Annotated in this window: 20 protein-coding genes and 1 pseudogene; 7 read left to right on the top strand and 14 right to left on the bottom strand. The window is 68.5% G+C overall.

What is annotated here, in order from left to right; translation table 11 throughout:
* The first annotated feature begins 96 nt into the window (after nt 1-96).
* The gene (locus OCH7691_RS04055; protein WP_085882111.1) at nt 97-2,430 is read left to right on the top strand and encodes an adenosylcobalamin-dependent ribonucleoside-diphosphate reductase; all 2,334 of its coding nucleotides are present in this window, start codon (nt 97-99) and stop codon (nt 2,428-2,430) included.
* Between the two features lie 16 nt (nt 2,431-2,446).
* Here OCH7691_RS04055 and OCH7691_RS04050 read toward each other — a convergent pair whose 3' ends face one another.
* From OCH7691_RS04050 to OCH7691_RS23805, 3 genes and pseudogenes are all read right to left on the bottom strand, one after another.
* Nucleotides 2,447-3,052: a gamma-glutamylcyclotransferase gene (locus tag OCH7691_RS04050; RefSeq protein WP_085882110.1), complete on the bottom strand. Its 606-nt coding sequence runs from the start codon at nt 3,050-3,052 to the stop codon at nt 2,447-2,449.
* A complete protein-coding gene (locus OCH7691_RS23810) occupies nt 3,052-3,597 on the bottom strand; it encodes a DMT family transporter (RefSeq protein ID WP_370853104.1) in 546 nt (181 codons plus the stop codon). The genes OCH7691_RS04050 and OCH7691_RS23810 overlap by 1 nt, the downstream gene beginning before the upstream one ends.
* Nucleotides 3,583-3,915: pseudogene (locus OCH7691_RS23805) on the bottom strand (EamA family transporter); the annotation flags it as partial. The gene OCH7691_RS23810 and the pseudogene OCH7691_RS23805, both read right to left, overlap by 15 nt.
* Nucleotides 3,916-4,076: 161 nt before the next feature.
* On the opposite strand from OCH7691_RS23805, the gene OCH7691_RS04040 reads away from it, so the two are divergent.
* Nucleotides 4,077-5,102, top strand: a complete 1,026-nt coding sequence (locus OCH7691_RS04040) for a DUF2125 domain-containing protein (RefSeq protein ID WP_085882108.1) — start codon at nt 4,077-4,079, stop codon at nt 5,100-5,102.
* 21 nt (nt 5,103-5,123) lie between these two features.
* On the opposite strand, the gene OCH7691_RS04035 is transcribed toward OCH7691_RS04040, so the two are convergent.
* From OCH7691_RS04035 to OCH7691_RS04015, 5 genes are all read right to left on the bottom strand, one after another.
* The gene (locus OCH7691_RS04035; RefSeq protein ID WP_085882107.1) at nt 5,124-5,507 is read right to left on the bottom strand and encodes a phasin family protein; all 384 of its coding nucleotides are present in this window, start codon (nt 5,505-5,507) and stop codon (nt 5,124-5,126) included.
* 224 nt (nt 5,508-5,731) lie between these two features.
* Nucleotides 5,732-7,054: a tetratricopeptide repeat protein gene (locus OCH7691_RS04030; protein ID WP_085882106.1), complete on the bottom strand. Its 1,323-nt coding sequence runs from the start codon at nt 7,052-7,054 to the stop codon at nt 5,732-5,734.
* Between the two features lie 231 nt (nt 7,055-7,285).
* Entirely contained in the window at nt 7,286-8,224 is a 939-nt protein-coding gene (locus OCH7691_RS04025) for a prephenate/arogenate dehydrogenase family protein (protein WP_085882105.1), read from the bottom strand.
* A gap of 3 nt (nt 8,225-8,227) precedes the next feature.
* Entirely contained in the window at nt 8,228-9,322 is a 1,095-nt protein-coding gene (hisC, locus tag OCH7691_RS04020; RefSeq protein WP_085882104.1) for a histidinol-phosphate transaminase, read from the bottom strand.
* A 39-nt stretch (nt 9,323-9,361) separates the two neighbouring features.
* Complete coding sequence (locus tag OCH7691_RS04015; protein WP_176244906.1) at nt 9,362-10,228, bottom strand: chorismate mutase; 867 nt, start codon at nt 10,226-10,228, stop codon at nt 9,362-9,364.
* A 169-nt stretch (nt 10,229-10,397) separates the two neighbouring features.
* Here OCH7691_RS04015 and metX point away from each other — a divergent pair, with 169 nt between their 5' ends.
* Genes metX through OCH7691_RS04000 form a run of 3 tightly spaced genes read left to right on the top strand, consistent with a single transcriptional unit; the run spans nt 10,398 to nt 14,702 of the window.
* Complete coding sequence (gene metX, locus OCH7691_RS04010) at nt 10,398-11,540, top strand: homoserine O-acetyltransferase MetX (protein WP_370853103.1); 1,143 nt, start codon at nt 10,398-10,400, stop codon at nt 11,538-11,540.
* Nucleotides 11,541-11,550: 10 nt separating this feature from the next.
* Nucleotides 11,551-12,195 carry a methionine biosynthesis protein MetW gene (gene metW / locus OCH7691_RS04005; protein ID WP_085882101.1) on the top strand — a complete coding sequence of 215 codons (645 nt, stop codon included), beginning with the start codon at nt 11,551-11,553 and terminating at the stop codon, nt 12,193-12,195.
* 5 nt (nt 12,196-12,200) lie between these two features.
* The gene (locus OCH7691_RS04000; protein WP_085882100.1) at nt 12,201-14,702 is read left to right on the top strand and encodes a mechanosensitive ion channel domain-containing protein; all 2,502 of its coding nucleotides are present in this window, start codon (nt 12,201-12,203) and stop codon (nt 14,700-14,702) included.
* Here the strand turns inward: OCH7691_RS04000 and OCH7691_RS03995 are convergent.
* Nucleotides 14,614-15,402: a methyltransferase domain-containing protein gene (locus OCH7691_RS03995; protein ID WP_085882099.1), complete on the bottom strand. Its 789-nt coding sequence runs from the start codon at nt 15,400-15,402 to the stop codon at nt 14,614-14,616. The genes OCH7691_RS04000 and OCH7691_RS03995 overlap by 89 nt on opposite strands.
* A 115-nt stretch (nt 15,403-15,517) precedes the next feature.
* Between OCH7691_RS03995 and OCH7691_RS03990 the strand changes: the two genes are divergently transcribed.
* Nucleotides 15,518-15,964, top strand: coding sequence for a cupin domain-containing protein (locus OCH7691_RS03990; protein WP_085882098.1), 447 nt, complete (start codon nt 15,518-15,520; stop codon nt 15,962-15,964).
* A gap of 10 nt (nt 15,965-15,974) precedes the next feature.
* Nucleotides 15,975-16,847, top strand: coding sequence for a hypothetical protein (locus OCH7691_RS03985; protein ID WP_085882097.1), 873 nt, complete (start codon nt 15,975-15,977; stop codon nt 16,845-16,847).
* A gap of 8 nt (nt 16,848-16,855) precedes the next feature.
* Here OCH7691_RS03985 and yddG read toward each other — a convergent pair whose 3' ends face one another.
* The 5 genes from yddG to OCH7691_RS03960 form a co-directional block, all read right to left on the bottom strand.
* On the bottom strand, nt 16,856-17,773 hold the full coding sequence (gene yddG / locus OCH7691_RS03980) for an aromatic amino acid exporter YddG (protein WP_085882096.1): 918 nt from the start codon (nt 17,771-17,773) through the stop codon (nt 16,856-16,858).
* 89 nt (nt 17,774-17,862) lie between these two features.
* Complete coding sequence (gene phbB / locus OCH7691_RS03975; RefSeq protein WP_085882095.1) at nt 17,863-18,585, bottom strand: acetoacetyl-CoA reductase; 723 nt, start codon at nt 18,583-18,585, stop codon at nt 17,863-17,865.
* Between the two features lie 53 nt (nt 18,586-18,638).
* Entirely contained in the window at nt 18,639-19,823 is a 1,185-nt protein-coding gene (locus tag OCH7691_RS03970) for an acetyl-CoA C-acetyltransferase (RefSeq protein ID WP_085882094.1), read from the bottom strand.
* Nucleotides 19,824-20,061: 238 nt separating this feature from the next.
* Nucleotides 20,062-21,285 carry an alpha/beta fold hydrolase gene (locus OCH7691_RS03965; RefSeq protein WP_085882093.1) on the bottom strand — a complete coding sequence of 408 codons (1,224 nt, stop codon included), beginning with the start codon at nt 21,283-21,285 and terminating at the stop codon, nt 20,062-20,064.
* Nucleotides 21,282-21,512 (bottom strand): hypothetical protein, encoded by a 231-nt coding sequence (locus OCH7691_RS03960; protein WP_139839506.1) that lies wholly within the window; start codon nt 21,510-21,512, stop codon nt 21,282-21,284. The genes OCH7691_RS03965 and OCH7691_RS03960 overlap by 4 nt, the downstream gene beginning before the upstream one ends.
* Between the last annotated feature and the right edge of the window lie 54 nt (nt 21,513-21,566).

The raw sequence follows: 21,566 nt of genomic DNA, 5'->3' as shown, positions 1-21,566 counted from the left end.
TCCATACGCCGTGGCGCCCGCCACTGTTGTCGGCTGCGCGCCCGCGCCCTATCTTGATGGCCCAGGCCCGCAACGGGCCCGCGATCGAGGATGAGAATGCCCAGCACAGCCGCGATCTCCCGCCAGATCTGGGACATGAAGTACCGCTTCAAGCGAACCGACGGCGATGTCGTCGATGCGACCGTCGAGGCGACCTGGGATCGCGTCGCCACGGCACTGGCCGTGCCCGAGAAGAACCCCGCGGCCTGGCAGGCGCGGTTCCGCGAGGCCCTCGACGACTACCGCTTCCTGCCGGCCGGGCGGATCCTCGCCGGCGCCGGCACCGGTCGCAAGGTGACGCTGTTCAACTGCTTCGTCATGGGCACCGTGCCCGACGACATGAGCGGGATTTTCGGGCATCTCCGCGAGGCCGCGCTGACCATGCAGCAGGGCGGTGGAATTGGCTACGACTTCTCGACGCTCCGGCCGAAGGGCGCGCTTGTAAAGGGCGTGGGGGCGGACGCCTCCGGTCCGCTCACCTTCATGGATGTCTGGGACGCGATGTGCCGCACCATCATGAGCGCCGGCCACCGCCGGGGCGCGATGATGGCGACGATGGCCTGCGACCATCCGGACATCCAGGACTTCATCACCGCGAAAAAGGACCCCGGCCGGCTCCGCATGTTCAACCTGTCGGTGCTCGTCACCGACGGCTTCATGGCGGCGGTCGAGGCGGACGGATCCTGGGACCTGCGCTTCGACGGCAAGGTTTACCAGACGGTGCCGGCACGCGCGCTGTGGGACGAGATCATGCGCGCGACCTATGCCTACGCCGAGCCCGGCGTGATCTTCATCGACCGGGTCAACGCGCGCAACAACCTCGGCTATTGCGAGCATATCTCGGCGACCAATCCCTGCGGCGAACAGCCGTTGCCGCCCTACGGCGCCTGCCTGCTCGGCTCGATCAACCTGGCCCGCCTGATTGCGGAGCCGTTCACCGACGGCGCCGACGTCGACCGCGCGGCGCTCGACAAGCTGGTTGCGACCGCGGTCCGGATGATGGACAACGTGGTCGACGTGTCGGGCTTCCCGCTCGAGGCCCAGGCCAAGGAGGCGCGCGCCAAGCGGCGCATCGGGCTCGGCGTCAGCGGGCTCGCCGACGCGCTGATCTTCGCCGGCATCCGCTATGGCAGCGACGCGGCGATCGGGCGCATCGAGGAATGGATGCGGGCGATCCGCGATGCCGCCTATCGGGCCTCGGTCGACCTCGCGAAGGAGAAGGGTGCCTTCCCGCTCTTCGACAAGGACGCCTACCTTGACCGCCCGGCGATCCGGGAATTGCCCGACGACATCCGCGCCGGCATCGCCGAGCACGGCATTCGCAACGCGCTGCTGACCTCGATCGCGCCGACGGGGACGATCTCGATCTTCGCCGACAACGTTTCCAGCGGGCTGGAGCCGGTCTTCGCCTTCACCTACGACCGCACCGTGCTGATGCCGGACGGCAGCCGCAAGACCGAGGAGGTGACCGACTACGCACTCCGCCGCTTCCGCGCGATCAAGGGCCCGGACGCGCCGTTGCCGGACTATTTCGTGGATGCCCAGGCGCTCCGGCCCGAAGACCATATCCGGGTCCAGGCGGCGGTGCAGAAATACGTCGACAGCTCGATCTCGAAGACCATCAACTGCCCCGAAGCGATCTCCTTCGAGCATTTCAAGGACATCTACCGGCTGGCCTACGAAAGCGACTGCAAGGGCTGCACGACCTATCGCCCGAACGCGATCACCGGCGCCGTGCTTGCGACCCGCCCGGCGCAGGATTCGGAGGGGCCGGACCGCCACGAGGCCTCGGCGGAGACCGCCGTCGATCCGGCCCTGCCGGGCGACGCCTACGAGGCCGGCGGAGTCGTCTACATGACCCAGCCGCTCGATCGCCCGGGCGTGCTGCCGGGCCAGACCTACAAGATCAAGTGGGCGGACAGCGACCACGCGATCTACATCACCATCAACGACGTCATCAAGGACGGCCGGCGGCGGCCCTTCGAGATCTTCATCAACTCGAAGAACATGGAGCATTACGCCTGGACCGTGGCGCTGACCCGGATGATCTCGGCCGTCTTCCGCCGGGCCGGCGACGTCTCCTTCGTGGTCGAGGAGTTGAAGGCGGTCTTCGACCCGCGCGGCGGCCAGTGGATGGACGGGCGCTACGTGCCCTCGATCCTGGCGGCGATCGGCGGGGTGATCGAACAGCATCTGGTGGAAATCGGCTTCATGGTCGACCGCAAGGCATCCGGCGACGAGCCGTCGGCGAAGAAGATGGCCGTCGCGGGCACCGCCGGCCCCGGCGGCACGACGGCCTTCCGCTCCTGCCCGCGCTGCGGCGAGCCGGCGATGCTCCGGCTCGAGAATTGCGATACCTGCACGTCCTGCGGCTATTCGAAATGCGGCTGAGCCGCAAGCACCGAGGCTAACCTTTCGCCGTCTCGGCGAGCGCCAGTATCCGGTGCAACGGCCCCTCGGCAATGCCAAGCTCGTCGAGATGGGTGATGGTCGAGCGCAGGTACTCCACGTTCGGACCACCGCGCCCGCTGGCCGCGGCGATGACGGCCGCCGCCTCGTCGAGCGCCAGCTTGCCGCAATATTGCTCGTGCCGCCGGTCGACCACGAAGGCCAGCGCCGGGACCGTTTCGTCGCGCGCGGTCAGGCGGACCCGGACAATGCGCGGCCGGTAGACGCTGGTCACCATTTCCCGGCGATAGAGGTAATCGACGACATATTCCCGGTCGGGCGCGGCCACGCGGATCGCCCGGCCCCGGCAGGCCCCGCCGTTGTCGAGGCCAAGAACGAGGCCCGGGCGCGCGCGGGTACCGCGATGGACCACCGAGCGCACGCAGAAGGCCCGGTGGTAGCCGCGCAGAAGCGCCGGCTCGATGCCCAGATGGTCGAAGCCGGGCCGCCACATCAGCGAGCCGTAGCCGAACACCCATAGATCCTCGCCGGGCCGGAAATCGGGCAGCGGGTAATCGACCGGCGGCAGGTCGGGTTCCAGCAGCGGGCGCGGCGTCACGGCCATCAGGCCCGCACCGCCGGCTTGGCAGGCCGCAGGTTGACCATCGCGACCCCGACCATGGTGAGCGCCATCCCGAACAGCGCGATCCAGCCGAGCTGCTCGCCGAACAGGAAGAAGGCGATGACGGCCGTCGAGGGCGGCACCAGGAAGAACAGGCTGGAGACCCGCGCCGCCGCGCCCCGGCGGATCAGGATGTAAAGCAGCGTCATCGCCCCGAAGGAAAGCACCACGACCAGCCAGCCGAGCGCGAAGACGAACTCGCCGGACCAGACCACCTCGCCGGTCTCGGTCAGCAGCGAGATCAGCCAGACCGCGGCGCCGGCGGCGGTGAACTGGATCGCGTTGCCGGTGCGCAGGTTCATGTGCGAGCAGAAGCGCTTCTGGTAGAGCGTGCCGACGGTGATCCCGACCAGGGCGAAGATCGACAGCGAGACGGCGAAGGGCGTGCCCTCGCCGACCGCGAGCTTCTGCTCGACCACCAGCATGACGCCGCCAAGGCCGAGCACCAGTCCCGCCCATTGCCGGGCGGTCACCCGCTCGCGCAGCACCGGCCCGGCGGCGGCGGCGACCAGCAGCGGCTGGATGCCGACGATAAGCGCCGAGACCCCGGCCGGGACACCCAGGTGGATCGACGAGAAGACTCCGCCCAGATAGATGCCGTGCATCATCAGCCCGACGAAGGCGATATGCAGCCAGTCGATGCCCCGGCGCGGCCAGGACGCCCCCGTGAGCAGCGAGAAGACGACCAGTGTCACGCCGACGATGGCGAACCGGTAGGACAGGAACGTCAGCGGCTCGGCATAGGGCAGGCCAAGCTTGGCGCCGATGAAGCCGGTGCTCCAGAGCAGCACGAAGACGCCCGGCATGGCCGCGAGCCAAAGCCCCTGCAGGGCGCCGCTTTCCTTCTCGCCAGCGTTCATGCTCGTTACTGCCCCACAGGTAGCGCCGACCCGCCTCGACCGGCTCCGGTCGAACCTCTATATAAAGTGCTTCGCGCGAGCGCCAGCACTCTTCTCGGAACGGAACCATGCGCCTCATTCTCGCAATCCTGGCGATCGTCACGGTTCTCGGCGGCTATACCGGATACTGGTACTGGCTGAGCGACCGCCTGCTCGACGGCGTCATAGGCTGGGCCGCCGCCCAGCGCGACAAGGGCCATGACATCGCCTTCGACCGCATCGAACGAAGCGGCTTCCCCTACCGCATCCGCATCGACGTCGTGAATCCGCAGGCGGTCGTGTCGCGCGGCAAGGAGAGCGGCGAATGGCGGGCCGAGAGGGTCTGGGCGATCGTCCAGCCGTGGAAGCTCAATCACGTGATCGGCAGCGTCGAGGGCCGCCAGGACATCGCCTGGAGCGACGGTGGGAAACAGCACACGGCGATGCTCGCGAGCGAGACGAACCGCTTCAGCCTGGTGCTCGACGGCGCCGGCCAGCCGCTTCGTTTCGCCCTCGACATGACCGCGCCGTCCTGGCGCCCGTCGGACGGACCGCCGCTCGACGCGGCCCGGGCGCGCCTCTTCGTGCGCGCCAACCACGGCGATGAGGCGGGCCTGCCGGCCGGCAGCTACAACGTCGCGCTCTCGGCCGAGACGCTGAAACTGCCGGACGTCGGAAAACCGCTGCCGTTCGGACCTGTCGTTCAGGAAGTCGCCGTCGAGAGCCTCGTCACCGGCCCCCTGCGCGCCGACCGTTCCTGGCGCAAGTCGCTGCTCGCCTGGCGCGACGGTGGCGGCCGGATCGAGGTCGGGCGTTTCGCCGCGATCTGGGGCGATCTCGACCTGCAGGCCGAGGGAACGCTCACGCTCGACGACGAACGCCGGCCCGCCGGAACGCTGACAACCCGGATCGCCGGCTTCAACGAAGCCGTCGATGCGCTCGTCCAGACCGGCACCGTCAGGAACAAGGACGCCAATCTGATCAAGATCGCGCTGGCGCTGCTTGCCAAGCCGACGGTCGACGGGCGACCGACCCTGACGGCGCCGCTGAGCGCCACGGACGGGCGGGTCTATCTCGGCCCGGCGAAACTGCTCAAGGTGCGGCCGCTCTTCTGAGCGACGCCACCCTTCCGGCGATCAGCCCTTCTTGTCGCGCAGATTGTCGCCGAAATGCGCGCAGGCGGTCTGCATCTCGGTGGCCAGCGACAGGATCTTCTCCGCTTCGTGCGAGTAGTCCTCAGCCGCCTTGTCGGCAAAGGCCTTGTAGGCCTTCCAGAACTCCTCGGGCGACTTGCAGGCCATGATCTCCTGCTGACGCTCGAGATCGTCCTCCATCCGCTGGGCCATGAAGCGTGTCGTCTCTTCGGAGAATTTGTACATGCCTTGCGCGATCGTGCGGTTCATCTCGACCCAGGCCTTTATGGCCCCTTCGTTGCCCGGAAACGCCGCCGTCATGTTGGCCGCGAACGGGAACATTTCCTCGATCGCACCGGTCGCGGTCTTCGCCTTGTCATTTGCCATGATAAGCCTCCCTTTCTCCGCCCTCGCAGGAATGCGCGGCGGGTCGGCCTCGCCGTTCAGGATTGTGATGCGCCGGGGCTCTGTCAATGAGCAGAATCAAATATGAGGCGTAAAGGCCGCCTGCGCCGGGGTCGCCGGACCGCGGATCAGGGGAAGCCGGCGGCGCGGCCGAATCGTCGGCGGGGCCGGAGCGAGCCCGCCCCGGCCCCGCAATGGTCCGGCCGTCAGTGCAGCGCCACCGCCCGCGCCGCAAGCGACCGGCTGAACGGGCAATGCGGCCTTCCGACGGTTCGCTCGTTCGCCAGCGCGATGGCGAGCGGCCTGTCGCCGGCACGGAGCGCGGCCTCGATCAGGGTCCTGTGGAGGATGTCCCGCTGCGCGTTGCTGCCGCCGAAGACATAGGCCCTGTAGCGAACCGGCATCAGCAGGTCGACCGCATCGCCATAGCGTTCTCGGCCGAATGCCTCGATGGCGGCGACGACCGCGTGACCGGCGTCCCGGACCATGCGGGCATTGGTACCGGCCTCGCCCGCCGCACGGGTGACCGCGTCGAGCAGGCGCTGCGCCGCGTCGTTCCGCCCGGTCGCGACAAGGGCCATCATGCGGTGCAGATCGTTGAAGACATAGAAGCCGTCGTCGCCTGTCCGCTCGTAGGCATCGGCGAGTTCCTGCCAGCGTCCGCCGACATCGATCCCGCGAAGATGCAGTCGCCAGAGCAGCGCGGCGGCATCGAGCAGCATCAGGTGGATGTCGCTGGGTTCCGGCCGGACGCCCTGGTCGTAGATCTCGAGCACCCGCCCGACATGGTCCTGGTCAAGATGATAGAGCGCCGTGTGCCACCAGTTGTGGAAGGCGAAGCCGTTGTCGTCCTGGGCCCAGTGCGCCGTCCGACTTTCCATGAAGGCCGCGCCTTCGGCCTGCCGGCCCTGCATCTCGAGGACATGGGCGACCGCGTGCTGTGCCCAGCAATCGTCGCCATCCAGGGCGAGGGCATGTCGGCCGGTTTCCTCGGCCACGGCATAGTCGCCGTTCTCCTCGAGACCGAAGGCGCGCATGCCGAGCAGGATGCCGTAACCCGGGTCGTCACGGTTCCAGGCCGGCAGGGCCCGCGCGACCCGGCCCTGCAGGTTGTGGCGGTCGCCGTGAAAGAAATCCGCCAGATGGCCGATCTGCAGCGCCAGCAGATCGCGCGGATACTCGGCGGAAAGCCGGTCGAGCCGGTCGCGCATGCCGTTCCAGTCGCCGGCGGCCCATTGCCGGATCGCGCCGGCATGCATCCGCTCGCGCTCGTTCAAACGGTTGCCGAGTTCCTCGAGCCGGGCGAGGCTGGCCTCGATCTCGGGCAGCACGCCACGCTCCCACATCGAGACATGGACCTCGGCCCGCAGGACATGGCCCATCGCGAAGTCCGGATCCTCGGCGAGTGCCTTGTCGATGATGGCGACGGGATCGCCGCGATAGACGTTGAAGGCCCTCAGAGCCGCCTCGTAGGCATCGCGGCTGCCCGCGCTGCCCGAGGAGAAACGCAGTCCACGCTGGTCTTCCATCGTGTGAATCCTTCCAGTTTCCGGCGATCGGCGCAACGGTCGACCCTTCGGTCGCGCAGTCGGGATCGGGCACCGCGGGCGCCGTCGGTTGATGACGGGAAAACGGGACGCTACGGAATGGGGGACCGCCCGGCACGGCCGGACGGGCCTTTCACCAGAACTGATACGCGGGCGCGGGCGGCGCGGTGAACGGGATCACAGCCGCGGTCGCAGCCGACCCGCAATTCGCGGTTATTCGTCGGCGCCGCCGTCGCCATGCGGGCGGCCGAAGTCCGGTGCCGCGGTTTCCTGGCCGGCCTCGACGATCTGCCGGCGGATCGCCCGGGTCCGCGTGAACAGGTCGAACAGCGCGTCGCCGTCGCCCCAGCGGATCGCCCGTTGCAGGGCGAAGAGATCCTCGGTGAAGCGGGACAGGACTTCCAGCACCGCCTCGCGGTTGGTCAGGAAGACGTCGCGCCACATCGTCGGATCCGAGGCCGCGATGCGGGTGAAGTCGCGGAACCCGCCGGCGGAATACTTGATCACTTCCTGCGCGGTCACGGCTTCGAGGTCGCTCGCGGTGCCGACGATGTTGTAGGCGATCAGATGCGGCAGATGGCTGGTCAGCGCCAGGGCCCGGTCGTGATGCCGAGCATCCATCACCTCGACCCGGCTGCCGACCGCCTCCCACAGCGCGCTGACCTTCGCCAACGCCTCGGGCGCGCAATCCTCGGCCGGCGTCAGCACGCACCAGCGATTGTCGAACAGCTCGGCGAAGCCGGCTTCGGGTCCGGATTCCTCGGTGCCGGCGATCGGATGGCCCGGCACGAGATGGACGCCCTCGGGGAGCAGCGGCCCCAGGCTGTCGAGGACATGCTGCTTGACCGAGCCCACATCGCTGAGGATCGCGCCCGGCGCGAGCGCCCCGGCGATACTCTTCGTGATTGCCTCGTAGCTTTGCAGCGGCGTGCAGAGAACGACCAGATCGGCGCCGGCGACCGCGGCGGCCGGGTCGCTTTCGACCCGATCCACGATGCCGAGGCGCAGCGCCGTCTCGCGCGACCGGGCGCTGCGCGCGGTGCAGACAATCTCGCCCGCCAGGCCGCCACGCTTCACCGCACGGGCCAGCGACGAGCCGATCAGGCCGATGCCGATCAGTGCCAGCCGCCCGACGATCGGTTTTCCGGCCATCCCCTAGCCCTTCGCGCCGAGGAAATCGGCGAGGGCGGCGACCAGGGCCCGGTTCTCCTCCTCGAGCCCGACGGTCACGCGAAGCGCATGATCGAAACCGTATGCCTGCATGTCGCGAAGCAGGATGCCGCGCTTGACCAGGAAGGCGTCGGCCGCCTGCGCGCCCTTGTCACCGCCCGGGAAATGGACAAGCAGGAAATTGCCGACACTCGGCGTGACCTCCAGGCCGAGGGCACGGAATTCCCGTTCCAGCCAAGGTCGCCAGATATCGTTGTGGCTCCGGGCCGCGTCGACATGGGCAACATCGGCGAGCGCCGCGATGGCCGCGGCCTGGGCAACCGCATTGGTGTTGAACGGCCCACGGACCCGGTGCAGCACCTCGATCACGCCCGGTGCGCCGTAGGCCCAGCCGATCCTGAGCCCGGCCAGCCCGTAGATCTTCGAGAAGGTCCGCGTCATGATCACGTTGTCATGACGGGCAACCAGATCCATGCCGGCGCTGTAATCGTTCCGCGTGACATATTCGGCATAGGCCGCGTCGATCACCAGCAGGACACGCTCGGGCAGGCCGTCACGCAGCCGCGCGACCTCGTCGCTCGGCAGCATCGTCCCGGTCGGGTTGTTCGGGTTCGCGAGAAAACAGATCCGCGTCCTGTCGCTCACCGCGGCGATCAGCGCATCGACATTGGCGGTGAGCTCGTTCTCCGGCGCCATCACCACCTTGCCGCCGCAGACGGTCGCGGCGATCGGATACATCAGGAAGCCATGCCGGCTCATGACGATCTCGTCGCCCGGCCCGACATAGGCGGCGCAGAGCAGCGAAATCAGCTCGTCGGAGCCGTTCGAGCAGATGATGCGATCGGCCTCGAGCCCGTAGTGTGCGGCCAGCGCCTCGCGGAGCGCCGTGGCGCCGCCGTCCGGATAGCGATGGGCATGATCGGCCATGGCGCGAACCGCCGCGACCGCCTTGGGACTCGGCCCGAGCGGCGACTCGTTCGCCGACAGCGTGATCACCCGCTCGACACCCTCGGCGCTGTGGGCGCCGCCACGATAGGGTTTGATCGCCATGATGCCTGGCTGCGGTTCGGGCAAGCTCAACTCAATCTCCCGGGTGAGGAATGTCGCCTGATCGGATCTCTAGTGAAGCGGCTTGGCGTAAGCGCCGAGCACGACGATGCGCTCGATGTCGGCCCCTTCGGCGGCCTGGAGCGCCTCGAGGCGTGGATCGCCGCGTTCGACGAAACCGTCGATTTCGATGAGCTGCATCCAGTCGCCGCCCGAGCGAGCCTGGCGCGAATCGATGCAATGCCCGGGAATTCCGGCTCGTTCGATCTCGGTGTTGAAGCGGGCCCGGCTGACCTGCTCGCGGGTCACAGCGACGGCCAGCGTGATGTCGTCGCCGGACGGTTCGGGATCGACATTGGCGACCGCCATCGCGCTCAGATCCTCGAAGCGGCCACCGCCGGGTTCGAGGAAGGGCAGCTTGGCGATGATCTGCGGGGTCCGTTCGCCGCCGGCGACGAGCTGGATCCACCAGGGTTCCTCATCGCCTTCCGGGCACGGCCAGGGCAGGATCCCGACGACGTCAGAATCGGCCGAGACGGTGCTCAGGACGACATGCTGCGAGCGATGCAGCGAGGTCGGCGTCGCGGTTCCGTAATGGGAGCGCGCCAGGTCCCAGTAGCCGACCGACTTCTCCGGCGCGACGACCGCGACCGAGTAAGGGCTCTGGAAACGGCAGAAGGCGGAAATCAGTTCGCGCCAGATCCGCACCACGACCTGGACCGGCAGGGCGTTGTCGTAGCCGGCCAGGAGGCGGCGCAGGATCATCGCCTCGCGGCCCGGGCGAATGCCCGGCCGGCCGCCGTTCGCCTGTTTCGCGCGCGCGATGTCGTTGACGCAGGCGACCCGTTGCTGAATGAGTGTCAGCAGCTGGTCGTCGATGCGGTCGATCTCGGCGCGCAGCGTTTCGAGCGCGCCTGTACTGCCTTCGGAATCGTTCAACACACGCCTATCCGGGCCCCTCGTGACAAGGCCGATAGTTGTAGTGAGATGACCGGGCAAAATCAAAGAAAACGTTGACGCCGAAGGCCCTGCAACTTAGCTATTCAGGCCATTCGACACTTTGCCCGACTGCAAGCCTTGTTGGACGACCATGCGTGAACGGCTGGACATGAAGCGGGCCGTTCCGGCACGGGAGGGCTCCACGGTTACGCTTGCGGAAAAGACGCCGCTGCGCCTCGATTCCGGCACCGAGATCGGGCCGTTCGCCATGTCCTACATGACCTATGGCACGCTCAACGAGGCAAAGTCGAACGCCGTCCTGATCTGCCATGCGCTGACCGGTGACCAGTATGTCGCGAGCGACCATCCGGTGACCGGCAAGCCAGGCTGGTGGGGCCGCATGGTCGGGCCCGGCAAGGTGCTCGACACGGACCGGTATTTCGTCATCTGCGCCAACGTGCTCGGCGGCTGCATGGGGACCGCCGGGCCGCAGGAAATCGATCCGGAGACCGGCAGGCCCTGGGGCCTTGGCTTCCCTGTCATCACCATCGGCGACATGGTCCGCGCGCAATCGCTGCTGATCGATCACCTGGGGATCGACGAGCTGTTCTGCGTGATCGGTGGCTCCATGGGCGGCATGCAGGTACTGCAATGGGCCGCCGCCTATCCCGAGCGGGTCGCCAACGCGGTCCCGATCGCCTGCGCGGCGCGCCATTCGGCGCAGAACATCGCCTTTCACGAAGTCGGCCGCCAGGCAATCATGGCCGATCCGCAGTGGCGTGGCGGCGACTATTACGAGAGCGGCGAAACTCCCCGCGCCGGACTGGCGGTCGCCCGCATGGCGGCGCATGTCACCTATCTGTCGGAGACTGCGCTGCACCGCAAGTTCGGGCGCAACCTGCAGAACCGCGAACGCCTGACCTACGGCTTCGATGCGGATTTCCAGGTCGAGAGCTACCTGCGCCACCAGGGGATCACCTTCGTCGACCGCTTCGACGCCAATTCCTATCTCTACATCACCCGCGCCATGGACTATTTCGACCTCGCGGCCGAGCATGGCGGGGTGCTCGCCCGGGCCTTCGCCAACAGCCGGACGCGCTTCTGCGTCGTTTCCTTTTCCTCCGACTGGCTGTTCCCGACCACCGAGGCCCGCGACGTCGTCCGCGCCCTCAACGCCTCGGCCGCGAACGTGAGTTTCGTCGAGATCCAGACCGACAAGGGACATGACGCCTTCCTGCTCGACGAACCGGAAATGTTCGCCACCATCGGCGGATTCCTCGAGGCCTCGGCGGTACGCCGGGGCATCCTCTGAGGAGCGCCGCATGGCCACGATCGACATCGGCCTCGGCCGGAACATCGAGATCCGCGACGACCTGCTGCTCATCGCCGAGATGGTCGCGGCGAACAGCCGGGTGCTCGATGTCGGCTGCGACGACGGCTCCCTGCTCGCGTTTCTCGCACGCCACAGCAATGTCGATGCCCGTGGCATCGAGATCAGCCAGGCGGGCGTGAACTCCTGCGTCAGCCGCGGCCTCTCGGTGATCCAGGGCGACGCCGATACCGATCTCGTCGACTACCCGGCCGACAGTTTCGACTATGCGATCCTCAGCCAGACCCTGCAGGCGATGCGGCAGCCGCGCACCGTGCTGAACGAACTGCTCCGGGTCGGGCGCCGGGCGATCGTTTCGTTCCCCAATTTCGGCTTCTGGAAGGTTCGTCTCGACCTCCTGCTGCGCGGCCGGATGCCGATGACCGACGCCCTCGACGCGGCCTGGTACGAGACCCCGAACATCCACTTCTGCACGATCCTCGATTTCGTCCTGCTCTGTCGCGATCTCGGCATCACCATCGAGCAGAGCATCATCACCGGCCAGACCGGAAAGCCGCTGCGGCATCTCGGAACCGGTCGGGTCGCCAATCTTTTCGGCGCCACCGGCGTCTTCCTGCTGAGCCGGGGTGATCGATAAAAGCAATGCCGGGCAGGGACCGCCATGAACGGTCGATCGTGAACGCGGCGAGCCTGCGGCTGCTTTCGGCTCTCGGCCTCCTGGTCCTTCTGCTCGCCCTGCACGGCGCCGCCGCGGCGGCGCCCGACTCGTTCCAGAAACAGCTCGAAACCTGGCAGCAGACCCTGGAGCTCATCCAGGACAAGGCACGACTGGGCCTGGTCGACGCGCAGACGGCGAAGTCGATGCATGCCGATCTCGACACGATCGAAGGCGAGATCGGCACCGTGGTCGAGGGCATCGCGGAGAAACGCCGGGCGCTCGAAACGCTGCTGAATTCACTGGGTCCGGCGCCAAAGGAGGGCGAGCCCTCGGAATCCGAAGCGGTAGCCAGCGAACGCGCCCGCCTGCAGAACGAACTGTCCGCCATCAATGCCAGGAAATCGCAGGCCGAACTGCTGAACGCGCAGGTCGCCGGCGTTCGTGACGATCTCAACAGCCTTGTCAGCCAGCGCCTTGTCGATCATCTCGAAGAGCAGACGCCCCTGCCCTTCGAGCCCTCGACCCTGCGCGCCGCGGCGGCAAACGCAGCGGCGATCACGACCCGACTGTCGGTCCATGGCACGGCGTGGTTCGCCGACCTTGCCGATAGGGACGACGTTGCGCTCCGCTTCCTGCGGACGCTCCTGGTGGTGATCGCGCTGATCCTCGGCGCGATGTATATCCGCCTGCGCCTGCTGCGGCGTTTCGAGCAGCGCTCCACCTCGGCCGAACCGGCCTACCGGGAGCGTTTCGTCGTCGCCCTGCTCGGAGCGGTCGCGTATGGGCTGATACCGGCGGCGATCACCGCGGGGGTCTATTTCCGCGTCGATATCCCGGATTCGCCGATCACCGGCCTGACACGGGATCTCGTCAAGGCGGTGGCGCTCGCGCTGTTCTATTTCTTCACCGCGCGCGCGGTTGCGATGACCATCCTGTCGCCCGGGCGACCGCGCTGGCAGCTTCTGAACATCGGTGCGGAAGGCAGCCGGCGCATCTACCGCTGGACGATCCTGCTGCTCGCCCTGATCGCGCTGGCGCTCGCCGTGGCGGAACTTGCCCCCGCGATTGCCGTCGGCGCGTCGCTGGATGCGGTCGCCAAGACCGTACTCGCGCTGGCCGCCCTGACCTGCCTCATCGGCCTCGTCCGGCGCGACAACTGGCGACGTGGCAGGATGCCGGCTCCCGCCGAAGGCAGCGACGAGGCGACAGGCGCGGCGGCCGGGAGCGGCGGCGTGACGATCTGGGGCATCGCGCGGGCCCTGGTCCTCCTGCTGGCCGCCGGCGCGGTCGGCGCGGCCCTGATCGGGCATGCGAACGTCACCGCCTTCGTGCTCCGTGGCCTGTTCGTGTCCGGACTGGTGCTCGGCGGTGTCGTGATCCTCCGGAGCCTCCTGCGCGAACTGGTCGGGGTCGCCTTCCGCTCGGCCGTCGCGCGTCGTCACCTTGCGCTTGAACACGAGATCCGCAGCCGCCTTAAATCCCTCGTGCGCACTGCCCTCGATCCGGTCCTGGCCTTCATCCTGCTGATCGGGGTCCTGCCGGCCTGGGGCGTACCCGCTTCGAAGATCCGGGAATGGCTGCGCTGGCTCGGCGAAGGCGTGCAGATCGGCGGCGTCACGATCTCGCTTTATGGCGTGCTGTTCGCGCTGGCAATCTTTGTCGGGGCGGTCGCGCTGACCCGCATCGCCCAGCGCGCCGTGACCGAGCGCCTTCTCAAGGGCGTCGGTCTGAACGACGGAATCCGCTACTCGGTCGGCACCGGGATCAGCTTCCTCGGCTATGTCATCGCGATCGCGCTCGGCATCGCCGCGCTCGGCATCGATCTCACTAACCTGGCGCTGGTCGCGGGCGCGCTCTCGGTCGGCATCGGCTTCGGGCTGCAGAATATCGTCAATAATTTCGTATCCGGAATAATCTTGCTGTTCGAGCGACCGATCAAGGTCGGCGACTGGGTCGTGGTCGGATCGGTCGAGGGCTTCGTGAAGGAGATCAATATCCGGGCGACCGAGATCGAGACCTTCCAGCGCTCCTCGATCATCATCCCGAATGCCGACCTGATCTCGCAGGCGGTCACCAACTGGACCTACAAGGACCGGTACGGGCGGATGGAGATCGCGGTCGGCGTGGCCTATGGCAGCGACGTCCAGAAGGTCCGGAAGGTCCTGCTTTCCTGCGCCGAGGATCATCGCCTGGTCGCCCGGATACCGGCCCCGTTCGTGGTTTTCGCGGACTTCGGCGCGAGCGAGCTGGCCTTCGAGTTGCGCTGCTACACGGCAGACGTGCTGCAGCGGCTGACCATCGCGAGCGAACTGCGCTACGAGATCGACCGTCGCTTCAAGGAAGAGGGAATCGAGATCCCGTTTCCCCAGCGGGTCATCCATTTCGCACCCGGAACAACTATTCCGACTGCCCCTCCGGCGGCGGCGCCAGCGTCAGCGCCGGCGGAAGACTCCGCCCCGCCGCGGCCGGACGACCGGACGCGATAACCACCGGCCGGCGCAGGCGCCGCGCCTTCATCGGGCCGGTCACCGCGAAGACCTGCTTGTCGGCCTCGATCACCAGGACGCCGCCGAGCGCCTGGGCGAGCCGCCCGCCGACCGTTTCCCAGGCCCGAACGGAACGCAGGATGAAGCGGTAGCGGCTCGGCGGCATGTAGAGCGCGGCCGAGGAGAGCCGGGGCGAGAACATGTTCTCGCGCAGCACCCGGTCGAGCTGCGGCGGGCTGTAGGGAAAGCCCTGTCCGAACGGCGTGCCCTCGATGCGGCTCCACAGTCCGAGCCGGTTCGGCACGATCGCGAGCAGGCGGCCGCCGGGCGCGAGCACCCGCCAGGCCTCGCGCAACAGCGGCCGGACGGCCTCGGTATTCTCCAGGGCATGGACCATCAGCACCCGGTCCATCGACGCGTCGGGGAGCGGCAGCGCCATTTCTTCCGCGAGCGCGACGGCGCAGGGCCCTTCCGGCGGCCAGTGGATGACCCCCTGGGTCGCCGGCATGATCGCCAGCACGCGCTCCGCCTCCTCGCGGAAGCCCCTCAGGAACGGCGTCGCGTAGCCGAGGCCGAGAACGTTGAGCCCGCGCACGTTCGGCCAGACCTCGCGGACCCGGGCCTGCAGGATGCGGCGCGTGACGCGGCCGAGATTGCCGTCATAGAAGTTCCGTAGGTCGATTACATCCGCCCGCAGCATGATGCCGATCCTATCCTGTACGCGTCGTGGCGGCGATCACTTCATCGGCCGCCTTCTGCTGATATAGTACGCTGATGAGCGAACGTTACGACTTTTCCGCAACCGGCAGGGCCACGTGACGGCGGCCGGGATCATCGCCGCCCTTGGCCTCGCCCCGCATCCCGAGGGCGGCCATTTCCGCGAGACCTTCCGGGACGCCCACGCCGGCGGGCGTGGCCACTCGACGGCCATCTACTACCTGCTGGAGGCCGGCCAGCGCTCGCACTGGCACCGTGTCGACGCGGCCGAGGTCTGGCACCATTATGCCGGCGCACCGCTCGCCCTCGAGCTCTCGGGCGACGGCATCAACATCCGCCGGCTCCGGCTCGGGACGGCGCTGGACAAGGGCGAGCAGCCCCAGGCGGTGGTGCCCGCCGGGGTCTGGCAGGCCGCCCGGAGCCTTGGCGAATGGACCCTGGTCGGCTGCACGGTGGCACCCGCCTTCGAATTCGAGGGCTTCACCCTCGCCGCGCCCGACTGGGCGCCCGGTCCGCGAACCGACATTCCGACAACAGAAGAATAAGGGAAACGACATGAAACGTGGACTGCTGATCGGCGGGGGCGTGCTGCTGCTCCTCGTCGCCGTCATCGCGGGCGGGGCGATCCACCTGCTCTCCTCGCTCGATGTGCTCGTCAGGGACGGGGTCGAGACCTACGGCTCCGAGGTCACGCTCGCCCGTGTCACGCTCGACGAGGTGGCGATCGACATTCCCGGCGGCAGCGGCGCGCTCAGGGGCTTCAAGGTCGGCAATCCGGAGGGCTTCTCGACCCCCGCCGCCTTCACCCTCGGCGGCATCAGCCTCGCCATCGACACCGCCAGCATCGGCGGCGATGCCATCGTCATCCGCGAGATCGTCGTTGACGGGCCGGACGTGACCTACGAGATGAGCGAGACCGGCAACAACATCGACACCCTGCGCCGCAATGTCGACGCCTACATGGCGAAGGCCGGCCTGAAGGGCGGCGGAGAGACGGCCGACGCCAACGGCGAAGGACCGAAGCTGATCATCGACGACCTGATCATCCGGGGCGGCCGGGTCAATGTCTCGGCCAGCATCCTGCAGGGCCGGACGATCGGCGCCGCGCTCCCGGAAATCCATCTGAGGGACATCGGCAGGGATGATGGCGGCGCGAGCCCGGCGGAAGTGGTCGAGGCGGTCATGGCGGCGCTGACCGGTGCCGTCGGCCGGGTCACCGACCGGCTCGGCGTCGGCGACACGCTGAATGACCTGCAGAAGAACCTGGGCGGCATCGCGGAAGGCGCGGGCAAGGCCGTCGAAGGCGTCGCATCCGGCGCCGGCAAGGCGGTCGAGGGCGTCGCCGGCGCGACCGGCGGCATCGCGAGCGGTGCCGGCAAGGCCGTGGAGGAGGCGAGCGGCAGCTTCAGGAAATTGCTCGGTAACTGATCCGGCGCTTAACCGGCGGGCGCCGTCCGGCGACGACGGACGAGCCCGCCGGCGCCGAGCACCGCGCCGCCGGTGATCAGCAGGCAGGCGATCAGCACGACCGCCGTCGGCGCGGCGAGACCCGTGGCGATCAGCACCAGCGTCGAGAGCAGCGGCGCGGCATAGGCAGCGGCCCCCAGCGCCTGGATGTCGCCATGCTTGACGCCGTGATCCCAGACGAAGAAGGCGGCGCCGACCGGGCCGAGGCCGAGCCCGGCCACGGCCAGCCATTCGAGCGCGCCGGCCGGCCAGACGGTCGTCTCGAAGCCGAGATGGCAAAGCAGCGCCAGCACCGCCGTCGCCCCGCAATAACCGCCGACGACGTCGGTGGGAACAGCCGGGAAGCGGCGGCTCAGTACCGAATAGCCCGACCAGATGAGGGCGCAGGCCCCTGCCGCCGCGTAGCCGAGCGCGTATTCGCCCTTGAAGGCGAGTTCGCCGCCGGAGACGAGCAGCACCGTCCCGGCCAGTCCCGCGAAGACACCGGCCACGTGATACCAGCGCAGGCGCTCGCCCGGCAGCAGCGCGGAGAAGAAGACGATCAGCAGCGGCCAGAGATAGGCGATCAGGCTCGCCTCGACAGCCGGCGCGTTCCGCAGCGCCAGAAAATAGCAGAAGTGATAGCCGAACAGCCCGCCGATCCCGATCAGCCAGACGACCGGCGGCTGGCGCAGGCGGGCAAGCACCGCCCGGCCGCGGCGCAGCCACATGACGACGGCGACGAGAAAGGCGATGGTGAACGACATCGCGGCGAGCTGGAACGGCGGGACCTGGCCGGTCGCCGCCGTGAACAGGGCAAGCAGCGCCCAGAGCAGCACCGCGATGCCGCCGATCAGGGTTGCCCTGAGGCTGCCCTTCCGGGCGGTCGTTCCGGCTCCATCAGCCATTCCCGGTCACTCTCTCATCCCGTGACATGCGAACGGCCGGACGAAGTTCGCCCGGCCGTTCCATCAATAGGTCGAAGTGCGGCGGTGGCTCAATACATATGCTGGCCGCCGTTGATCGACATCGTCGAGCCGGTCACGAAACCGGCATCGTCGGCGACCAGGAACAGCACGCCGCGGGCGATCTCGCTCGCCTTGCCGAGGCGGCCGACCGGGATCTTGGCGACGATCTTCTCCAGCACCTTCTCGGGCACCGCCGCGACCATGTCGGTATCGATGTAGCCCGGCGCGATCGCGTTCACGGTGATGCCGTGCGCCGCGCCTTCCTGGGCGAGCGCCTTGGTGAAGCCGTGAATGCCGGACTTGGCGGCGGCGTAGTTGACCTGGCCATACTGGCCGGCCTGGCCGTTGATCGAGCCGATATTGACGATCCGCCCGAACTTCCGCTCCCGCATCGAGCCGATGACCGCGTGGCACATGTTGTAGCAGGAGCCCAGGTTGGTATCGACCACCGCCTGCCAGCTCATCTTGTCCATGCGCTGCAGCGTCCCGTCGCGGGTAATGCCGGCATTGTTGACCAGCACCTCGACGGGGCCGTGATCCTTCTCCACCTGGGCGACGCCGGCGGCGCAGGCGTCGAAATCGGAAACGTCGAACTTGTAGACGTCGATCCCGTGTTCCTGGTTGAACGCCCGCGCCCGTTCGTCATTGCCGGCATAGTTGGCGGCGACGACATAGCCCGCATTTTTCAATCCGATGCTGATTGCCGCGCCGATTCCCCGCGTACCGCCGGTAACAAGTGCCACTCGAGCCATGATCCATCCCCGTATTGCTGCGTTTTGTTATGTATCGCCCCGTCGATTCGACGTCAGCGTTCGACGCACATGGCAATGCCCATGCCGCCGCCGATGCACAGCGTCGCCAGGCCCTTCCTGGCGTCGCGCTTCTGCATTTCATGGAGCAGGGTGACCAGCACCCGGGCGCCCGAGGCGCCGATCGGGTGGCCGATCGCAATCGCCCCGCCATTGACGTTCACCTTGTCGGTGTCCCAGCCGAGATCGCGGTTGACCGCGCAGGCCTGGGCGGCGAAGGCCTCGTTGGCCTCGATCAGGTCGAGGTCCTCGGCCTTCCAGCCGGCCTTCTCCAGGGCCCGGCGGCTGGCCGGGATCGGCCCGGTGCCCATGATCGCCGGATCGACGCCGGCCTGCGCCCAGGAGACGATCCGGGCGAGCGGCGTGATGCCGCGCTTCGCCGCCTCGGCCGCCGTCATCAGTACCACCGCGGCGGCGCCGTCGTTGATCCCGGAGGCGTTGCCGGCGGTCACCGTGCCGTCCTTCTGGAAGGCGGGGCGGAGCCGGGCGAGGCTCTCGGCGGTCGTGTCCGGGCGCGGGAACTCGTCCTGGTCGACCACGGTCTCGCCCTTGCGGGTCTTCACGGTGACCGGGGCGATCTCGTCCTTGAAGCGGCCCGAGCTCATCGCCGCGCCGGCCTTGGCCTGGGAGGCGGCAGCGAAGGCGTCCTGCTGCTCGCGAGTGATCTGCCAGCGCTCGGCCACGTTCTCGGCCGTGTTGCCCATGTGGTAGCCGTTGAAGGCGTCCCACAGGCCGTCGCGGATCATCGTGTCGACGAATTCGAGATTGCCGAGCCGCTGGCCGTTGCGGAGATGCGCGCAATGCGGCGCCTGGCTCATGCTTTCCTGGCCGCCGGCGACGACGATCGACGAATCGCCGTTCAGGATCGCCTGGTGGCCGAGGGCCACGGCGCGCAGACCGGAGCCACAGAGCTGGTTGACGCCCCAGGCCGGGACCTCGACCGGCATGCCGGCGGCGATCGAGGCCTGGCGGGCCGGGTTCTGGCCCTCGCCCGCGGTGAGGATCTGGCCGAGGATGACCTCGCTCACCTCCGCGGCCGCGACCCCGGCGCGTTCGAGCACGGCATTGATCGCGACCTGGCCGAGCTGGTGCGCGGGCAGGCCCGACATGGCGCCGTTGAAGGCGCCGACCGGGGTGCGGGCGGCGGAAGCGATGACGATTTCGGTGCCGTTCTTGGACATGGGCGATCCTCCTGACGATGACGTTTCATGATGGCATGTCGCCGTCCGGATTTCACGGGCGGCGATGTCCGTATCTCGCGGGCCGGTCGGCTGCCGACCGGGGGCCCGCCGGCATGCGCATTGCCGGCGATGCCGGACCCGGCCTGCGCCCGGCGATTCCCCATCACGATACAACCTTGCGCCGCATTTCGCAGGTGCAAAATCGAACAACGGAGGCAGAAGCGGGCGACCGGCCCTGTCAGGCGCCGGCGAACCAGTCCTCGAGATCCCGCCAGAGGCCGCTCGGCGCGCGCGCGCTGGTCACCATGCCGATATGGCCGGACGGCGGGGTGAGGATCCGGCAATCGGGGATCGTCCCGGCGAGGGCGAGCGCCGAGGGCCGCGGCACGATCCGGTCGCGGGCCGGGATCGCCGCCATGGTCGGCAGCCGGACGGCGGCCGGATCGACGATCTGGCCGGCGATCCGCCAGGCGCCGCCGGCGGTGCTGTTGGCGCCGTACCAGCCGCCCAGGCATTCCCGGGCGACCGCCGCGGGCAGCGCCACCCCGTCGTTCAACCAGTCCTCCAGCGCGACGAATTCGGCGGCATGGGGTCCGGCCGGGTCGAGCCGGTCGAACCGGCTGAACTTACGCATCGCCAACCCCGGGTCGAGGCTCGCGAACAGCGCCTGCAGATAGTCGACCGGCAGCTCGCCGACCGCCGCCAGCACCGGCTCCCACAGCGTCTCGGTGGTCGCCAGCATCCTGGCCGTCGGGTTGAGCTCGGCATGGAAGTCCCAGGGCGTCGCCAGCAGGGCGAGGCGGGCAATCCGTTCCGGCGCGAGGGTGGCGACCGCGACTGCGAGATTGCCGCCCATGCAATAGCCGGCGAGCCCGACCGGCCGGCCGTCATGGGCGTCGACCGCCACATCGAGGGCGCGAACCAGCCGCCCGGCGACATAGGCGGTGAGATCGAAGGCGCGCTCGTCCGCCCCGGGCATTCCCCAGTCGAGCAGCAACGGCCGGAAACCGCGGGCCGCCAGATGTCGCATCAAACTGCGTTCCGGCATCAGGTCGAGCACGTAGGCGCGGTTGATCAGCGACGGCACGAACAGGATCGGCAAGCGGTCGCCGGGCGCCGCATCCCCCGGGCCGAAATCGAGCAGCCGGGTCGAACCCTCGCGCCACAGGACGGGCGGATCGGCCAGATCCCGGCGGTAGGAATGACCCTGGTACTTGTCGATCCCGGAAATCATCCGGCCAAGCCGGGCATGGCCTTCCTCGGCGATCGCCAGCCCGAGGCGGGCCGGATCGTGCGCCGCCATGTCGGCGAGCAGCCCCTCGGCCTCGTCACGCAGGCCGTCCGGCCAGGGAACGGCGCCGGCCCGCGCGGCGGCGTAGCCCGGGCCGACACTGAGCGCGATGCCGGTAGCAACGGCCAGGTGCAGGCCAAGCGGCCGCGGCCCGGATCGCGGTCCGTTCATCGTCCGGTCTTTCCATCGTCCGCTTCGGCCGACGCCGTGACGGAACCCGGCGTATCGCTATTCCGCGAAACGTCATGATTGCCCGGACCGAGCCTCGTGCCGGCAAGGCGCATCAGTTCGCCGGTGAAGCGCTGCAGCGTCGGATCGTCGCCGAGCGCCGCGGTCTCGCGCTCCCACAGGTCGAGGAAGCGCCGCGCCAGCGCCCGTATTTCGCGATCGTCAGACATCGGCGCAGGATAGCGCGCCCGGCGCGGCCCGGCCAGCGAGCCGCGGGCCCGATA

This window comes from Oceanibacterium hippocampi (assembly GCF_900172325.1).
In the GTDB taxonomy this organism is placed as follows: Bacteria; Pseudomonadota; Alphaproteobacteria; order Sneathiellales; family Sneathiellaceae; genus Oceanibacterium; species Oceanibacterium hippocampi.
This window is presented reverse-complemented; position numbering and strand designations above follow the sequence as displayed.